Annotated in this window: 14 protein-coding genes; 7 read left to right on the top strand and 7 right to left on the bottom strand. The window is 63.0% G+C overall.

Annotated elements, in window-relative coordinates; genetic code table 11:
• Positions 1 to 50 precede the first annotated feature (50 nt).
• The 5 genes from AC0L17_RS24620 to AC0L17_RS24600 all read right to left on the bottom strand — a co-directional run bounded on the left by AC0L17_RS24620 (position 51) and on the right by AC0L17_RS24600 (position 6,579).
• Positions 51 to 1,016 carry an ABC transporter permease gene (locus AC0L17_RS24620; protein WP_091595434.1) on the bottom strand — a complete coding sequence of 322 codons (966 nt, stop codon included), beginning with the start codon at positions 1,014 to 1,016 and terminating at the stop codon, positions 51 to 53.
• Entirely contained in the window at positions 1,013 to 2,566 is a 1,554-nt protein-coding gene (locus tag AC0L17_RS24615; protein ID WP_473517714.1) for a sugar ABC transporter ATP-binding protein, read from the bottom strand. Before AC0L17_RS24615 ends, AC0L17_RS24620 begins: the two co-directional genes overlap by 4 nt.
• Before the next feature lie 116 nt (positions 2,567 to 2,682).
• Complete coding sequence (locus AC0L17_RS24610; RefSeq protein ID WP_473517713.1) at positions 2,683 to 3,678, bottom strand: substrate-binding domain-containing protein; 996 nt, start codon at positions 3,676 to 3,678, stop codon at positions 2,683 to 2,685.
• A gap of 334 nt (positions 3,679 to 4,012) precedes the next feature.
• Entirely contained in the window at positions 4,013 to 5,011 is a 999-nt protein-coding gene (locus AC0L17_RS24605; protein WP_473517712.1) for an aldo/keto reductase, read from the bottom strand.
• Positions 5,012 to 5,073: 62 nt separating this feature from the next.
• Positions 5,074 to 6,579: a UxaA family hydrolase gene (locus AC0L17_RS24600; RefSeq protein ID WP_473517711.1), complete on the bottom strand. Its 1,506-nt coding sequence runs from the start codon at positions 6,577 to 6,579 to the stop codon at positions 5,074 to 5,076.
• Between the two features lie 269 nt (positions 6,580 to 6,848).
• Between AC0L17_RS24600 and AC0L17_RS24595 the strand changes: the two genes are divergently transcribed.
• The 6 genes from AC0L17_RS24595 to gndA all read left to right on the top strand — a co-directional run bounded on the left by AC0L17_RS24595 (position 6,849) and on the right by gndA (position 12,740).
• Positions 6,849 to 7,742, top strand: a complete 894-nt coding sequence (locus AC0L17_RS24595; RefSeq protein ID WP_473517710.1) for a GntR family transcriptional regulator — start codon at positions 6,849 to 6,851, stop codon at positions 7,740 to 7,742.
• Between the two features lie 142 nt (positions 7,743 to 7,884).
• On the top strand, positions 7,885 to 8,241 hold the full coding sequence (locus tag AC0L17_RS24590) for a DUF2946 family protein (protein WP_287344106.1): 357 nt from the start codon (positions 7,885 to 7,887) through the stop codon (positions 8,239 to 8,241).
• Positions 8,242 to 8,345: 104 nt separating this feature from the next.
• Positions 8,346 to 8,885, top strand: coding sequence for a copper chaperone PCu(A)C (locus AC0L17_RS24585; protein WP_473517709.1), 540 nt, complete (start codon positions 8,346 to 8,348; stop codon positions 8,883 to 8,885).
• A gap of 39 nt (positions 8,886 to 8,924) precedes the next feature.
• Complete coding sequence (locus AC0L17_RS24580) at positions 8,925 to 9,443, top strand: YcnI family copper-binding membrane protein (RefSeq protein WP_473517708.1); 519 nt, start codon at positions 8,925 to 8,927, stop codon at positions 9,441 to 9,443.
• 54 nt (positions 9,444 to 9,497) lie between these two features.
• A complete protein-coding gene (locus AC0L17_RS24575) occupies positions 9,498 to 11,120 on the top strand; it encodes a copper resistance CopC/CopD family protein (protein ID WP_473517707.1) in 1,623 nt (540 codons plus the stop codon).
• Positions 11,121 to 11,312: 192 nt separating this feature from the next.
• A complete protein-coding gene (gene gndA, locus AC0L17_RS24570; RefSeq protein WP_473517706.1) occupies positions 11,313 to 12,740 on the top strand; it encodes an NADP-dependent phosphogluconate dehydrogenase in 1,428 nt (475 codons plus the stop codon).
• Between the two features lie 174 nt (positions 12,741 to 12,914).
• On the opposite strand, the gene AC0L17_RS24565 is transcribed toward gndA, so the two are convergent.
• A complete protein-coding gene (locus tag AC0L17_RS24565; protein ID WP_473517705.1) occupies positions 12,915 to 13,649 on the bottom strand; it encodes a class I SAM-dependent DNA methyltransferase in 735 nt (244 codons plus the stop codon).
• Positions 13,650 to 13,692: 43 nt separating this feature from the next.
• The gene (locus tag AC0L17_RS24560) at positions 13,693 to 14,070 is read right to left on the bottom strand and encodes a DUF1127 domain-containing protein (RefSeq protein ID WP_236473649.1); all 378 of its coding nucleotides are present in this window, start codon (positions 14,068 to 14,070) and stop codon (positions 13,693 to 13,695) included.
• A 95-nt stretch (positions 14,071 to 14,165) separates the two neighbouring features.
• On the opposite strand from AC0L17_RS24560, the gene AC0L17_RS24555 reads away from it, so the two are divergent.
• Positions 14,166 to 14,972 carry an AraC family transcriptional regulator gene (locus tag AC0L17_RS24555; protein WP_473517704.1) on the top strand — a complete coding sequence of 269 codons (807 nt, stop codon included), beginning with the start codon at positions 14,166 to 14,168 and terminating at the stop codon, positions 14,970 to 14,972.
• The last annotated feature ends 357 nt before the right edge of the window (positions 14,973 to 15,329 follow it).

The following is a 15,329-nucleotide window of genomic DNA, read 5'->3' as shown; positions in this document are numbered from 1 at the left end:
GTTCATGGCGTCGCCGGCCCGATCGCCGGGCCGGCGGTTGTTAAGATGGTCTACTTGCCGCGGCGGCGCAGGCCGTCGAAATAGACGATGACGATGATCAGCACGCCGGTGATGATGCGCTGCCAGAAGGCATTGACGTTCAAGAGATTGGCGCCGTTGTTGATAGTGGCGAGGATGAAGGCGCCGAGCAGCGGTCCGTGCACCGAGCCGACGGCGCCGAACAATGAGGTGCCGCCGATCACCGACGAGGCGATCGCCTGCAACTCCCAGCCCTCGGCCTGCGTCGGATTGCCGATGCCGATGCGCGAGGCAAGCAGCACGCCGACAAAAGCCGCGCAGAGGCCAGACAGCGTATAGGCCATGTAGATGGTGCGCTGGACGTTGACGCCGGACAAACGCGAGGCCTCGGCGTTTGAGCCGACCGAGAACAGATACCGGCCCCAGCGGCTGTGATGCAGGAAGATGTAGGCGGGGATGCCGACCAGGATCACCATCCAGAACAGATTGGGGACGCCGAGAAACGAACTGCGCGAAAACAGCTGGAAGGCGTCGTTGTTGATCGAGATCGAGTTGCCATTGGTCATCAAAAGGCCGATGCCGCGCAGCGAGGTCAGCGTCGCCAGCGTGATGATGAAGGGCGGCAGGCCCATCTTGACGATGCCGAAGCCGTGGAACAGGCCGATGGCGACGCCAACCAGCAAGGTGATCAGGATGGCGAGGTAAATCGGCACGCCGGCATTGATCAGCATCGCAACGATGACGGTGGCGAAGCCAACCACGGCGCCGACGGAAAGGTCGATACCGCCGGTGATGATGACGAAGGTCTGGCCGACCGCCAGGATGGCGATCATCGAACCTTGCCGCAGCAGGTTCGAGATGTTGTTGGCGGAGGCGAAGCTCGGCGTCGCCACCGACAGGATGACCCACAAAAGAACCAGCAGCGCCAGCAGTGTCAGCCCGAACAGGGCGTTGTAGTTGCGTTTCGGCCTTTCGGCGGCAATAGCCTCGGTGCTCATATCTGTCCTCCCGGTTTTTCTTGTTTCTCGGCCAGCGCCTGGGTGAGGATTTCCTCATGGTCGGCAGTGTGGAAACCATGCGTGGCCACCAGCTTGCCGCGCCGGAACACATGCAGCGTGTCGGCGAGTTCATAGACCTCGGGCAGATAGGACGAGATCAGGATGATGCCGGCGCCCTTGGACAAAAGCGCACTGAACAGGCGGTAGATCTCGGCCTTGGTGCCGACATCGACGCCCACTGTCGGCTCGTCGAAGATGAACAGCTTGGCGCCGTGCGCCAGCCACTTGCCGATGACGATCTTCTGCTGGTTGCCGCCGGACAGGCTGGAGGCGAGGGCGTTGCGCGTCGGCGTCTTGATCCTGAGATTGGCGATCTGGCGATCCGCCTCGGCCTTCTCCTGCGCGCTGGAGATCAGCAGATTGCTGGAGATGCGCTTGTAGATCGGCAGATTGAGATTGAGGCCGACCGGCAGGTTGAGGCAGAGGCCCTGGTCGCGGCGGCTTTCCGGCGCCAGCGCCATGCCGAGCCTGATAGCGTCATGCTCGGAGTTGACCTGAACCTCCTTGCCCTCCCAGAGGATCTGGCCGGCCGACTTGCGATGACGGCCGTAGAGCGTGGTGACGAACTCGCTGCGCCCGGCGCCGATCAGGCCGTAGAGCCCGACGATCTCGCCGGCACGGACCGTCATCGAGACATTTTCAAAACCCTTGCCGGAAAGATTTCGGGCTTCGAGCAGCGTCGCGCCCGGGGTAAAATGCTCCTTGTGATAGACTTGCTCGATCGAGCGGTTGATCATCATCTTGACCAGCTCGGCGTCGTTGGTCTCGGCGATGTTCCTGGTGCCGACAAGCGTGCCGTCGCGCAGCACCGAGACGCGGTCGGCGAGCTCGAACACCTCTTCCATGCGGTGGCTGATGTAGATGATGGTGACGCCTTCGCCCTTCAGCCGGCGGATCAGCGTGAACAGCTGGTCGGCTTCCTTGCGGGTGAGATAGGCAGTCGGTTCGTCGAAGATCAGGAATTTTGTGCCGCGCACGGTGGCGCGGGCGGCGGCGATCAGCTGCTGCTGGCCTATGGTCAGGTCACCCAGCACGACGTGCGCCGGCAGATCGAAGCCGAGATCGTCGATGATCTTCTGCGCTTCCCTGACCATGGCCCGCTGCTGCAGAATGCCGAAGCGGGAATCCTCCTCGCCGAGGAACATGTTGGCCGCGACCGTGAGATGGCGGCACAGAACGACCTCCTGGTGCACGGCATTGATGCCGAGCGCCATCGCCTCATGCGGCGTCGCCAGCGCTGCCGGCTTGCCCTCCCAGATGACGTCGCCGGAGGTGCGCGGCATGACGCCGGTCAAAAGCTTGATCAGGGTGGATTTGCCGGCACCGTTCTCGCCGACAATGGCGTGGATTTCGCTGGCCTTGAAGGCGAGGTCAACCGGCTTCAGCGCGTGCGTGCCGGGATATCGCTTCTCCAAGCCCTTGAGTTCGAGGATCGTCCTGCCCGGTTCCAGCGTTGGGGCGGGATGCAGTTCCTGCGCCGTCGACGTCATGACGTTCCTCCCAATTGGCCTCCCAGATTGGCCTCCCAGATCGGCCTCACGAGTGGCACGCGTGTAGGTCGTTTCCGGGGCAAAAAGCCCCGGAAACGGTGTGCCAATGCCGGTGCTCAGTCGAGCTTCGGATTGAGCAGCGCGTCGATCTTCGGATCTTTCATGTTAGCCTTGGTGACGAGGTTGGCGCCGGTGTCGACATTGGCCTCGACCTTCTCGCCCTTCGAGGCAGCGAGCGCCGTCTTGATGCCGTCATAGCCCATCCGGTACGGATCCTGGACGACGAGGCCGGAAATGACGCCGTCATTGAGGAACTTGACCAGCTTCTCGTCGCTGTCGAAACCGATCAGCCCGACCTTGCCGGCAAGGCTGTTCTCGGCGATCGCCTGACCGACGCCCTGCGCCATGATCAGGTTGGAGGCGAAGATGCCCTTGAGGTTCGGGTTGGCGGTGATCAGGTCGGTTGCGATGTTGAGGCCGGTGGTGGCCTGGCCGTCGGCGTATTTGTCGGCAATGAGCTTGAGGCCGGGATATTTGGCGGCAAGCTGTTCCTTGAAGCCCTGGGCGCGCTGCTCGAGCGAGCCTGCACCCGGAAGCGCGGTGATCAGGGCGACGTCGCCCTCGATTTTGCCGCCATTGGCTTCGCCGATCGCGGCCGCCAGCCCGTCAGCGGCGACGCGGCCGCCCTGAACATTGTCTGTGGTCAGGAACGAGGTGAAGGCCTTGGAGTCGGCGCCGGAATCGATGCCGATGATCTTGACGTTGGTGGCTGCCTCGTCGATCGGCTTGCCGAGCGCCTTGGCCTCGGTCGGTGCGATGACGACGGCAGCCGGGCTGCCGGCGACGGCGTTTTCAAGGATCGAGATCTGGCCGTTGACGTCGGTCTCCGCCTGGGCGCCGAGTTCCGGCACGTTGACGCCGAGGTCCTTGCCGGCCTTGCGGGCGCCGGCCAGGACGATCTGCCAGTAGAAAGAGGTGGTGTCCTTGACGATGATCGGAATGGTTACGTCCGCCGCCGAAGCCGGCGCCGAATGCATCACGCCGGCAAGCATCGAGGCGGCGGCGAGCGCCACGAATGCGCGGCGGTTGAGAATGCTGGTCACGAATTTCATTAGACTTCCTCCCTAAGTCGCCCGGTGAACGTAGCGGAAGCTCGGTTTGGATAGGCGCTGGCCAAACGGAACTTTATCAATAAAAAACATTTACCGCATTTTGATAGTGCATCGGTCCGGTCGACGCAAGCGGTGTTTCGTGTCGTCCTGCCTATGCCTCGACCGGAAGGGAGTGCCGATCCTCATTGTCAAACCCCACAAATCCTCTCCAAAATTCATGGAATATTAATTCCATCTTCCGGTCAAGATGGAATATTCATTCTTTTTTGAAGCATAGGGTGGGGCGCCTCCTGATCGCACCGTCCGCCGTTCAACCGGCGAAGGCCGCAGCGCATCAGCCGAGTTTCTGAACGACCGTGTAGGGATCATATTTGGCGAATTCTGTTTCGGGCACCTGGATATCGAGCAGTTGCAGATTTCGTTCCAGATTGGCCGGTTTGGCAGTGCCCGTCAGCACGGAAGCCACCGCAGGCTCGTGCAGCGGGAACTGGAACGCCGCCGCAGCAAGCGGGTAGCCGCCCTCGGCGGCGATTTTTTCCATGGCGCCGACGCGGTCGAGAATGTCCTGGGTGGCCGGCAGGTAGTCGAAATGCGCACCCGGCACCGGGCCGGTCGCCAGGATGCCCGAGTTGAAGACGCCACCGATGATCAGCGAGGTCTGCCGTTGCCGGCAAAGCGGCAGCAATTCGGCTTCGGCGGTGCGGTCGAGCAGCGAATAGCGGCTGGCGAGCAGGATGCAGTCGAGCGGCGCCTGGCGCAGCACATCGAGACAGATCTGAACCTCGTTGACGCCAAGGCCATAGGCGGAAATGACCTTGTGCGACTTCAGCTCTTCCAGCGCCTTCAGCCCGCCATCCATAAACTGGCGGAAATGCAGCTTCGTTTTCTCGACGCCATGCGTATAGACGCCGATGTCGTGGACGAACAGGACGTCGATTCGATTGAGGCCAAGCCGCGCATAGCTGAACTCGACGGAGCGCATGATACCGTCGTAGGAATAGTCGTAGTCGGGCGCAAAGGGCAGCGGATCAACATAGGAATGGTCCGGAATCCGGTCTTCCGGCACCGGCCGCAACAGGCGCCCGACCTTGGTCGACAGCACGTAGGAGTCCCGCGGCTTGTCGCGCAGGAAATCGCCGAAGCGGCGTTCCGAAAGGCCGAAGCCGTAGAACGGCGCGGTATCGAAATAGCGCAAGCCGGCATCCCAGGCGACCTGCAGCGTCTGCATCGCCGTCTCGCGTGGGCAGGCTCGGTAGAGCCCGCCGAGCGCCGCGCCGCCGAAGCTGACCTCGGTTATTTCCAGCCCGGTGCTGCCGACACGGCGTTTCTTCATGCAAAGCCTCCCACCGGCCATTTGCCGGCCCCGTCCATGTCTTAAGTCAGTTGGTGGCTGTTCTAGAGGGTCGCTCCAAGGTGCCACGGCACGAACTCGTTGTCGCCGTAGCCGAACTCCTCGCTCTTGGTCTTGCGGCCGGAAGCCGTGTCGACGATCAGCTCGAAAATCTCGCGGCCCATGCCGGCAATGGTCTTTTCGCCCGAGGCGATGACGCCGCAATTCACGTCCATGTCCTCTTCCATCGTATGGTACATGGTCGAGTTGCTGGCGACCTTGATCGACGGTGTCGGCCGGCAGCCGAAGCAGGAACCGCGGCCGGTGGTGAAGACGATGACGTTTGCGCCGCCTGCCACCTGGCCGGTGGCGGAAACCGGGTCGTAGCCGGGCGTGTCCATGAACACCAGCCCGTGGCCGGCGACCTTCTCTGCGTAGCCGAAGACGCCGTTGAGCGGCGTTTGGCCGCCCTTGGCGACGGCGCCAAGCGACTTCTCCAAAATGGTGGTCAGGCCGCCGCGCTTGTTGCCGGGTGACGGATTGTTGTCGATGGAGGCGCCATGCTTGGCGACATGATCTTCCCACCACTTTACATAGCCATCGAGCTTGGCGGCGATCTCCGGGGTCGCCGCACGATAGGCCAGCAGATGCTCGGCGCCGTAGATTTCCGTCGTCTCGGAGAGGATGCCGATGCCGCCGACGCCGGCCAGGATGTCGACCGCGGCGCCCAGAGCCGGATTGGCGGTGATGCCGGACATGCCGTCGGAGCCGCCGCATTGCAGGCCGACGACGATCTCGCTGACCGGGATCGGCTCACGCTCAAGCTTGCCGACCTCCTCTGATATCTCGGCCAGCACGACCAACGCCTTCTCGACAGATTTGCGCGAGCCGCCGGCTTCCTGGATGTTGAAATGGCGCTTTCCCGCGGCGACGCCCTTCTGGCCATAGAGGGTGAGCTGGTTGACCTCGCAGCCGAGACCGACCATCAGCACACCGCCAAAATTCGGGTGACGGGCATAGCCGGCAAGCGTGCGGTGCAGCACCATCATGCCGTCGCCGGTGGCGCTCATGCCGCAGCCCTGGCCGTGAACGATGGGAACGAAGCCGTCGATCCCCGGATATCTGGGCAGCAGCGTCCGGTTCGCCTCGTCGGCGATGGCATGGCAAACGGTGGCCGAGCAATTGACGCTGGCGAGAACGCCGATGAAGTTGCGCGTGCCGGCACGGCCGTCGGCGCGGCGGTAGCCCATGAAGGTGCGGGCGCGATCGGCCTCTGTGGCGTGCACGGCCTCGCTCGGCGGCACCACCGGCAAACGCCCGGATTCGAAGACCAGATTGTGCGAATGGACATGCTCGCCGGGCGCAATGGCTTCAGTGGCGCGGCCGATCGCCTGGGCATATTTAACCACGGCCTCGCCGGCGGCAATCGGCTTGATCGCCACCTTGTGGCCGGGTTCGATCAGCGCCGTGGCAACGGCGCCGCCCGGCAGCACCGCGCCGATCTCGATGCGGCCGTTGGCGACCGCGACATTGTCGGCGGGGGACAGAAGAATGCTGTTTGCGGTGTTCACGGGCAGTTTCCTGGGTGTTCCTGGGATCGGCAAGCGATTGACACGCGCCTGTTAACGGTTAATGTCTTTTATCGTGAAAAAACAGTTTTGCGTCAATTGTTTTTTCATGACGAAGCCGCGCGTTCTCGTGAATGCGCAGAGGACCGGACACTGGAACCAGGCCTGACTTCCGAAAAGCGATTCCGCTTCCTGGGAGCCTGCGCCAGAAGCATCTGCATATCGCGCTTCAAGCCGGCCGCCGCAAGCGCCGGCGCGCAACGGGGCAGGGGATGTCGAAGAGCAACAACGTCTACAAGGACGCCTACAATCGCGGTTTGCGGCTGCTCGACGAAACGAAAAGCCTGCCGTCGGAGCCCGAGCTGGGCACCCTGCTTGGCGTCAGCCGCACGACCATCCGCACCATCCTTGCGCGCATGGAAGAGACCGGGCTGATCGCCTGGAACAAACGCAGCAAGACGGTTTTGCGCGTGCCGCGGCCGGATGACTTTTTTCCCGAAGAAGAAACCGACACGCTCTCGCAGATCATCGAGCGCTCCTTCATGCGGCGGCTGCTTGCCGGCGGTGCTGAGCCCGGCATGCAAATCAACGAACTCGAGCTGGCGCGCGAGATCGGCGTTGGCACCACCAGCGTGCGCGAGTTCCTGATCCGCTTTTCCCGCTTCGGGCTGATCGAGAAGCGCCGCAACAGCCACTGGGTGCTGAAAGGCTTTACCCGCGCTTTCGCGCTGGAACTGACCGAAATCCGCGAGATGTTCGAACTGCGCTCGGCCGCCGCCTTCGCCGCGCTGCCGGAAGACAGCCCGGTGTGGGCCGACCTCGACCTGCTGGAGGACGAGCATCGCCTGCTGGCGCGCGAGATCGCCACGCGCTTCAACGAATTCTCGGAACTCGACGAGCGCTTTCACCGGCTGATCCACCGCGCGTCGCACAATCGCTTCATCGTCGATTTCTACGACGTCATCGCCATGATCTTCCACTACCACTATCAGTGGAACAAGGCGCAGGAGCGCGAGCGCAACGAAGTGGCGGTCGCGGAACACCTGGCCTATATCGCGGCGCTCAGATCGCGCGACCTCGGCAAGGTAGACGCCGCCTGCCGCAAGCATCTGAAGTCGGCGCGGCACACGCTGCTGACGTCGATTCCAGAAGGCCAGCAAGCGTAGCGAGCTTTAGGTTGTTGCATTAAAGCGCCGCGTTGCCGCAGTGGTGATTTGGCGATTTTCCGACCGCCGGCCGCGTGCTAGATATCTTGCCGTTGCTGCGTGAAGAGGCAGGCATTTGAATATCCGGCGGAGACGATGGAGCATGCCGGCGGCATTCGCCGCGGCCTATTTGCTGGTGCTCCAGTCGGTGCTTGGCGCATTCGCCTTCGGCATCGGGCCGGATGCTTCGCAACGCGACGCTTTCGGCAACGTCATCTGCACCCAGGAGGGCGCTGCCCAGCGTCCCGGCGGCGATCCGCACCAGCAGCACATGCCGGCTTGCTGCATGCCTGGCTGCGGCATGGCTTCGGCTGTCTACGCGCCGCCGCCCGCTGCCGCCACGCTGTCCGGCAATTTTTCGGCCGAAACCGTTGCGTTTGTGCTGCCGGCGTTTAGGCATCTCGACTTTGCCCGCGACCGCTCTCCGTCGAATCCGCGCGCGCCTCCGGTGACGGCCTGATCCGTCCCAGCTCGCCTTGCGGAATATTTCGCGGGCGAATTCGTTCAACATCGAAACTGTTCGCGACCGGCCGACGGCGCGATTTCTCAGTTCCTGGAGCTATCATGTCTCACACTTTCCGCGCGCGGCTCGGCCGCAACAGCCGCTTCCTGCGCAGCTTCGAGGAGCGACTCGGCGTCACCGTACTCCTCCTCGCCCTGCTGTTCGTCAGCGCCCAGGCCGTTTTCGCGCATGAGTTCAGGGCTGGCGACCTCGAGATCGTGCATCCCTGGTCGCGCGCCACACCGCCTGGCGCAAAAGTGGCCGGCGGCTACTTCACCGTGACCAACACCGGCAGTTCGCCGGATCGGCTGCTGTCGATCTCCTCTGACGTGTCGGACAGGACCGAACTGCACGAAATGGGTGTCAAGGACGGCGTCATGACCATGCGGCCGGTCAGCGGCGGCCTCGAAATCCCGGCCGGCGGCAAGGTCGCGCTGGCGCCCGGCGGTTATCACTTGATGTTTATCGGCCTCAAGCGTCAGCCCAAACAAGGCGAGACGTTTTCCGCTGCGCTGACCTTCGAAAAGGCTGGCACGGTCGCCGTCGAGTTCACGGTGGAAGGCATGGGCGAAACGGGCGGCATGCACGACCATGCCAATTGATCCGGCCAGATCCGCTCAATTCAAACTCGAGGAACCATCATGAACAATTATCTTCTGTCGGCCGGCGTGTTTTTCGTCCTGGGGACAAGTGCTGCCTTTGCCCACATTACGCTGGAAGCGCAGGAGGCGGCGGTCGGTTCGACCTACAAGGCCGTCCTGCGCGTGCCGCATGGCTGTGAAGGCAAGGCGACGACCGCCGTGCGCGTGCAGATCCCGGAGGGAGTGATTTCAGTGAAGCCGATGCCGAAGGCCGGCTGGACGCTGCAGGTCAAGAACGGCAGATACGAGAAATCCTATCAGCTCCATGGTCAAGAGGTGTCCAGCGGCGTCAAGGAAGTCAATTGGAGCGGCGGCAGCCTGCCGGACGAATTCTACGACGAATTCGTCTTCCGCGGGACACTGGCGGCGGATCTGCCGGCCGGCCAAACGCTCTACTTCCCGGTGGTGCAGGAATGCGACGGCGCCGCCGAACGTTGGATCGAGATACCAGCGGCCGGCCAGGATGAGGACGCGCTGGAATATCCGGCGCCCGGCCTCAAGCTTGCGCCGAAGCAATGATTATTTGGCGGCGCGCCTTGTTCGAAAGAGTGCGCCGCTGTTTTGTGCCGTGACATGAGTGCTGCATCCCTGCTGCGAACGGTCTGCGCAACCGGCCGATTTGCGATCTGCCTGCTGGCTGCGATCGTGCTGCTTGCCGCCATTGCCGCGCCAGGTCAGGCCTTCGCCCACGCGGCGCTGGTCACAACCGAGCCGACGGACGGCGCCGTGCTGGCGCAGAGCCCCGCGCAGTTCTCGCTGACCTTCAGCGAGCCGGTGTCACCGCTGATGCTGACCTTGGTGCGGCCCGATGGAACGCCGGTTCCGCTGACATCCTTTCGGCTCAATGGCCAGACGCTCGACATCGACAATCCGCAACGGCTCGGAGCCGGCACGCATGTGCTGAGCTGGCGGGTGATCTCCGCCGATGGCCATCCGGTCGGCGGCTCGGTGCTGTTTTCGATCGGCGCGCCGAGTGCGGCGCCGGCCGTCGCCGAAGCTGTCGACCGGGGTCTGAGGTCGGCAATCTGGATCGGCAAGGTCTTTCTCTATGTCGGCCTGTTTCTCGGCGTCGGCGGCGCCTTTGCCATCGCCTGGCTGGCGAAGGGCGGGCGTTCCGGCCGGCGCTTCGTCATCGCCGCGATCCTGTGCGGCCTCGTCGCGGCGCCGTTGTCGCTCGGCTTGCAGGGACTGGACGCGCTCGGCGCACCGTTCGTCCGGCTGGCGCAGCCAGGCGTCTGGCAGGCCGGGCTCGGCACCAGCTTCGGCTCGACAGTGCTGGTCGCGCTGGTGGCGCTCGGGCTTGGCCTGCTGTCGCTGGTCGGGCCGCGCGGCGGCGCAAAGCTGTTTGCCTTTGCCGGCCTGGCCGGTGTCGGCGCCGCCCTTGCCGCCAGCGGACATGCAAGTGCTGCCGAACCGCAATGGCTGACAAGGCCGATGGTGTTTCTGCACGGCGCCGGCATCGCGTTCTGGGCCGGGGCGCTGGCGCCGCTCGGTCTCACTATCAGGCGGAAGCCGGCCGAGGCCGCGCCTTTCCTGCACCGGTTTTCCCAGGCGATCCTACCTGTCGTGGCCGTGCTTGCGGCCACCGGCTTCGTGCTGGCCGTCATCCAGGTGCAGGCGCCCACAGCTTTGCTCGAGACCGCCTATGGCCGGCTGCTGCTGGTCAAGCTGGCGCTGCTGTTGTTTCTGTTCACTCTGGCCGCCATCAACCGCTGGAAGCTGACCGGTCCCGCGGAAGCGGCAGAGACGGAAGTACAGAAGAGGCTGGTCCGCTCGATCGGCATTGAGATGCTGATCGTTCTGGCCATATTCGGCGTTGCCGCCGGCTGGCGCTTCACGCCGCCGCCACGCGCCCTGGCGATCGCAGCGGCGCAGCCGGCTTCGGTGCATATCCACACGCCGAAGGCGATGGCCGACCTCAGCATCACACCCGGCCATGTCGGGCCAGTTGCCGCCTCGATCGTCATCATGACCGGAGATTTCGGCCCGCTCGACGCTGAACAAGTGACGCTGGTGCTGTCAAAACCCGATGCCGGGATCGAGCCGATCAAGCGCGCGGCGACAAAGCGCGCCGATGGTACTTGGCGTGTCGACGATCTCGTCGTCCCGGTCCCGGGCCGATGGACGGCGCGGCTCGATATTCTCGTCTCGGATTTCGAGATCGTGAAGATAGAGGCACCGATCTATATCAGGTGATGAGGACCAGCCGGCAGTCTGCGCAACACATTTCGGCGAGGCGGTTGACGCGGCCTTGAAGGCCCGTCATTCATTTCGGCAAGATTGGCATTTCGGCAAGATTGGCATCTCGACAAGAATGGCATCCCAAGAAGAATGGGCACCGCTACAAATCGCGCCTCAACAAAAAGATCCGAAAGCAGGGAAGAAACGATGGAAAAAGCCGAAATCGGTCTGATCGGCCTTGGCACGATGGGCTCCAACCTGGCGCTCAACATCGCCGAGAAGGGGCACCGCATAGCCGTTTTCAACCGCACCGCGGCACGCACCGACGCCTTCGTCGAGAATGCCGGCGCGCTCAGGGATATGGTCGTTCCCTGCTACAGCCTGGAGGAACTCGCCGCCGCCATCCGGCCGCCGCGGCCGATCATCATCATGGTGCTGGCCGGCAAGCCGGTCGACGAGCAGATCGCAGCACTGCGCGGCGTATTGTCGGCCAACGACATCGTCATCGATGCCGGCAACGCCAATTTCCGCGACACGATGCGGCGCTTCTCCGAGCTTTCCGATTCGGGTCTCACCTTCATCGGCATGGGCGTGTCCGGCGGCGAGGAGGGCGCGCGCCATGGACCGTCGATCATGGTCGGCGGCACGGAACAGTCCTGGAAACGCGTCGAAAAGGTGCTGACCGCCATTTCGGCCAAGTTCAGGGATGAGCCCTGTGCCGCATGGCTTGGCACCGATGGCGCCGGGCATTTCGTCAAGACCATCCATAACGGCATCGAATATGCCGACATGCAGATGATCGCCGAGATCTACGGCATCTTGCGCGACGGCTTAAGCATGGGGCCGAACGAGATCGCACAGGTGTTTGCCGGCTGGAACAAGGGCCGGCTCAACTCCTACCTGATCGAGATCACCGCCAAGGTGCTGGACGCCGACGATCCGAAGACAGGCAAGCCGGTGGTCGATATCATCCTCGACCGCGCCGGCCAGAAGGGCACCGGCAAATGGTCGGTCATCGAGGCGCAGCAGCTCGGCATTCCGGCCACCGCGATCGAGGCCGCGGTGGCGGCGCGTGTCCTGTCGTCGATCAAGGACGAGCGCCTGGCCGCCGAAAGGGCCTATGGCAAAGGCGGCGTGACCAGGATTTCCGCAGACAAGGACGCGCTTCTTGGCGATCTCGAACTGGCGCTGTTCGCCGGCAAGATATCAGCCTATGCGCAAGGCTTCGCGGTGATGAGCGGCGCATCGAAGGAGTTCAACTGGAACCTGCCGATGCCGACCATCGCCAAGATCTGGCGGGCAGGCTGCATCATCCGCTCGCAATTGCTGGACACCATGGCGGAAGCCTTCGGCAGCGGCGGGGCGGCCACCAATCTTTTGATGGCACCGGCCTTCATCGCGATGATGCAGGAGGCGCATCCATCGCTCCGGCGTATCGTGGCAAGGGCGTCGGAGGCTGGCTCGCCGGTGCCGGCGCTGTCGTCGGCGCTTGCTTATTTCGACAGCTACCGCCAGGGCCGCGGCACCTCGAACCTGATTCAGGCGCAACGCGATTTCTTCGGCGCGCACGGCTTCGAACGCATCGACGGGCCGGGCGCTTTCCATGGCCCGTGGGGGAGCGGAGCGGCAGGTTAGCGCCTAATGTCGGTCGTTTGGGCTGGCTTCAACAGATCCTAAAGCGGACACGCCAACGATAAAGCCCAAGATGCAGGAGATGCTCTCGTTGCCTGCTGCGGCATGGCGTTGAAAGCGGCCGGCTTCCCATCGGCGCGTTGCGGACGAGGGTGATGACGCTTCGCTCCACGCGTCCTAACCTTCAACCTTCTGCCAGACGGAGACATGTTTATCGCTGACCTGCGTGAACAGCTCCTTTTTCCAGCCGCCCCAACGCTCTTTGAGCCTTAAACCAGCCAGTCGCGCCATAAGGTCGAATTCAGCTGGCCAGGCATAACGAAACGGTACTGAGGATCGCTCATAGCTTCCGTCATGGAGCCAGATGTGATGGGACGAGAAATTCTGGTTCACCACGTCGTGCTCGTCGACGCCCCAATGCGTTTCGCCGTGGTCGAACGCCAGGATCGTCTCGCCGACCGGCAGCCGCTGAAGCGGTGGCACGCCGACCTCAATCAGGAAGTGTCCACCAGGTTCGAGATGCGCGGCTGCGTTCCGGAAGCAGGCGAGCTGAGCGTCCTGCGATGTCAGGTTGTTTATCGTATTGAAAACCAGGTAGACGAGTGAGAACCGTCTCGCGACATCCGTCGTTACCATATCGCCGATCGCTACCGATATCTCCGCGCCTCCTTCTTTAGCGCGAAGGCGAGACACCATCGGCCTCGAAAGCTCGATGCCCTCCACCTGCACCCCTTTCCGCGCGAGAGGAAGGGCGATACGTCCGGTTCCGATCGCGAATTCCAAGGCGCGCCCGCCTCCTGCGAGCTCGGCCAGGAGATCAACGGCCGGCTCGATCACCTCTGGCGCAGAGATGCCTTTATCATCATCGTAGGTCGCAGCGATCTTCTCGTCGAAAAGCCCGTCATCATGCATTCTGTCTGCCTCTCTGGTAACGCTTGTTTCAAGACCGACGGCGCTATCGCGTTGACCGCGGCTTCGTGGACATCGCATTAATTCGTGAGCCGTCGCGAAAGGGATCAGCGAGGGCTTCCACCCATCCGCTCGGGGCATGGGATTCCCCGCAGGCAAGCGCATCCATGGCAGCGGCCGGTGATCTATTTCGTCGCTCGCTGGCTGCGACGGTGCCAGTCCAAGCGAACTCGCGAATATCGCGACGCGCTATACCTATGTCCGCCAGATCACGATCCGATAGTCGGTGTAGTGCGTGTTCGGTCTCGCTCCGTTGCCACCAGCCCACAACGACGGAGGCTCCGAACCTCAAAGCTGGTAGCTTCGTCAGAAGGCCGCGGGTAAGGCGCTCCGGGATTTCGGCTATTTGGAATTCCAGTGTCATGACCTTCGTCCAAGTTGTGCTGAGTTAATGCCAACCTAGTGAATTGCCGTCAGACGTGTTATCGGCAGTCTGACAAATTATGTCTCTGAGCCGCCATGATTGCCCGCGACAACCTGATCAACGTTCATTTGCCGGAAGACGGGTTCGGAGATTATCCGCATACCGCTGTCGCTCAGGGCGGAGCAGAGCCCGCCGGGCGGACCTACGCTTTTCATACGCACCACCGGGCGCAGCTTTTCCAGATCGTGCGGGGTTCGCTGAGGCTGGAGACCGAGCGGGGTTACTTCATCATCCCGCCCGAACGCGCCGTGTTCGTGCCGTCCGGGGTCCTCCACGAGGTGACCTACCTGCAGGAGACGGAGCGCAGCTATCTCTTTTTCCGCCCCGACGCCGTGGCGAGCCTGTCACCGGAAGTCTCCGTGATCGGTACGACGCGGCTCCTGCGCGAGCTAATCCTGGCGTTTCTGGAAATACCTCGCGCGGATGCAGGCAGCCTCCGCGCCGAACGACTTGTGGCAGTCATTCTCGACCAGCTCCAGACGAGTCCGGTCGCACCGTTGTCTCTCCCGTTGCCGGCATCCGAACGCCTCCGGGACATCGCCGCAGAATTGCGGAATGAGCCGGGCGCAGATTGGCCCCTCGATGAGCTTGCGTCACGTGCGACCATGTCCCCACGTAGCTTCCAGCGTCACTTCCAATCTGAGACAGGGATGAGTTTCCGCGCCTGGCGACAGCAGGCGAAACTGCTGAAATCGGTGGAGTGGCTCGCCGGTGGCCGAAGCGTCGGCGACATCGCTTTTGCACTCGGCTACTCAGGCCCCAGCGCCTTCATCGCGGTTTTTCGGGCGGCCTTCGGTGCCTCTCCCGGAAAATACTTCCAAGACACGCCTCTGGAGCTGTGATTCACCGGATGCCCGGCGCGGCTTACCGCGTAAGTCTGCCTTCTTGGCCTCGCTCTCCAGAACCTGCCAGTCTCCTTCCGGCCCCAAGGCTGCCAGTCAGCAGTGCGCATTTTGCAGCCAAGTGGGATCACTTGGCATCGCAGAAATGCGGGTAAGACAAATAGATGGAGCGGGGTTCAATTTGAACGTATCCCGCTCTAGTCGGGAGGGCGATAGGCCAGAACCCCGGTCGGCTTGCTCAGGCTTTGCAAGGAGCCGGGCGCCGCGCCGCCGATCCAGCAGTTGTGTGCGTCAAGTTCTGCAAAAATGGCGTGGCATTCAGCGGTGACGTTGGCGTGTCCGCCGCGCAGCCCCGTG

Source organism: Mesorhizobium sp. WSM4829, assembly GCF_055811475.1.
This window is presented reverse-complemented; position numbering and strand designations above follow the sequence as displayed.

Coding starts and splice junctions, on each gene's coding strand:
- AC0L17_RS24620 (WP_091595434.1), bottom strand. CDS start 1,016: ATGAGCACCGAGGCTATTGCCGCCGAAAGGCCGAAACGCAACTACAAC.
- AC0L17_RS24615 (WP_473517714.1), bottom strand. CDS start 2,566: ATGACGTCGACGGCGCAGGAACTGCATCCCGCCCCAACGCTGGAACCG.
- AC0L17_RS24610 (WP_473517713.1), bottom strand. CDS start 3,678: ATGAAATTCGTGACCAGCATTCTCAACCGCCGCGCATTCGTGGCGCTC.
- AC0L17_RS24605 (WP_473517712.1), bottom strand. CDS start 5,011: ATGAAGAAACGCCGTGTCGGCAGCACCGGGCTGGAAATAACCGAGGTC.
- AC0L17_RS24595 (WP_473517710.1), top strand. CDS start 6,849: ATGTCGAAGAGCAACAACGTCTACAAGGACGCCTACAATCGCGGTTTG.
- AC0L17_RS24590 (WP_287344106.1), top strand. CDS start 7,885: ATGCCGGCGGCATTCGCCGCGGCCTATTTGCTGGTGCTCCAGTCGGTG.
- AC0L17_RS24585 (WP_473517709.1), top strand. CDS start 8,346: ATGTCTCACACTTTCCGCGCGCGGCTCGGCCGCAACAGCCGCTTCCTG.
- AC0L17_RS24580 (WP_473517708.1), top strand. CDS start 8,925: ATGAACAATTATCTTCTGTCGGCCGGCGTGTTTTTCGTCCTGGGGACA.
- AC0L17_RS24575 (WP_473517707.1), top strand. CDS start 9,498: ATGAGTGCTGCATCCCTGCTGCGAACGGTCTGCGCAACCGGCCGATTT.
- gndA (WP_473517706.1), top strand. CDS start 11,313: ATGGAAAAAGCCGAAATCGGTCTGATCGGCCTTGGCACGATGGGCTCC.
- AC0L17_RS24565 (WP_473517705.1), bottom strand. CDS start 13,649: ATGCATGATGACGGGCTTTTCGACGAGAAGATCGCTGCGACCTACGAT.
- AC0L17_RS24560 (WP_236473649.1), bottom strand. CDS start 14,070: ATGACACTGGAATTCCAAATAGCCGAAATCCCGGAGCGCCTTACCCGC.
- AC0L17_RS24555 (WP_473517704.1), top strand. CDS start 14,166: ATGATTGCCCGCGACAACCTGATCAACGTTCATTTGCCGGAAGACGGG.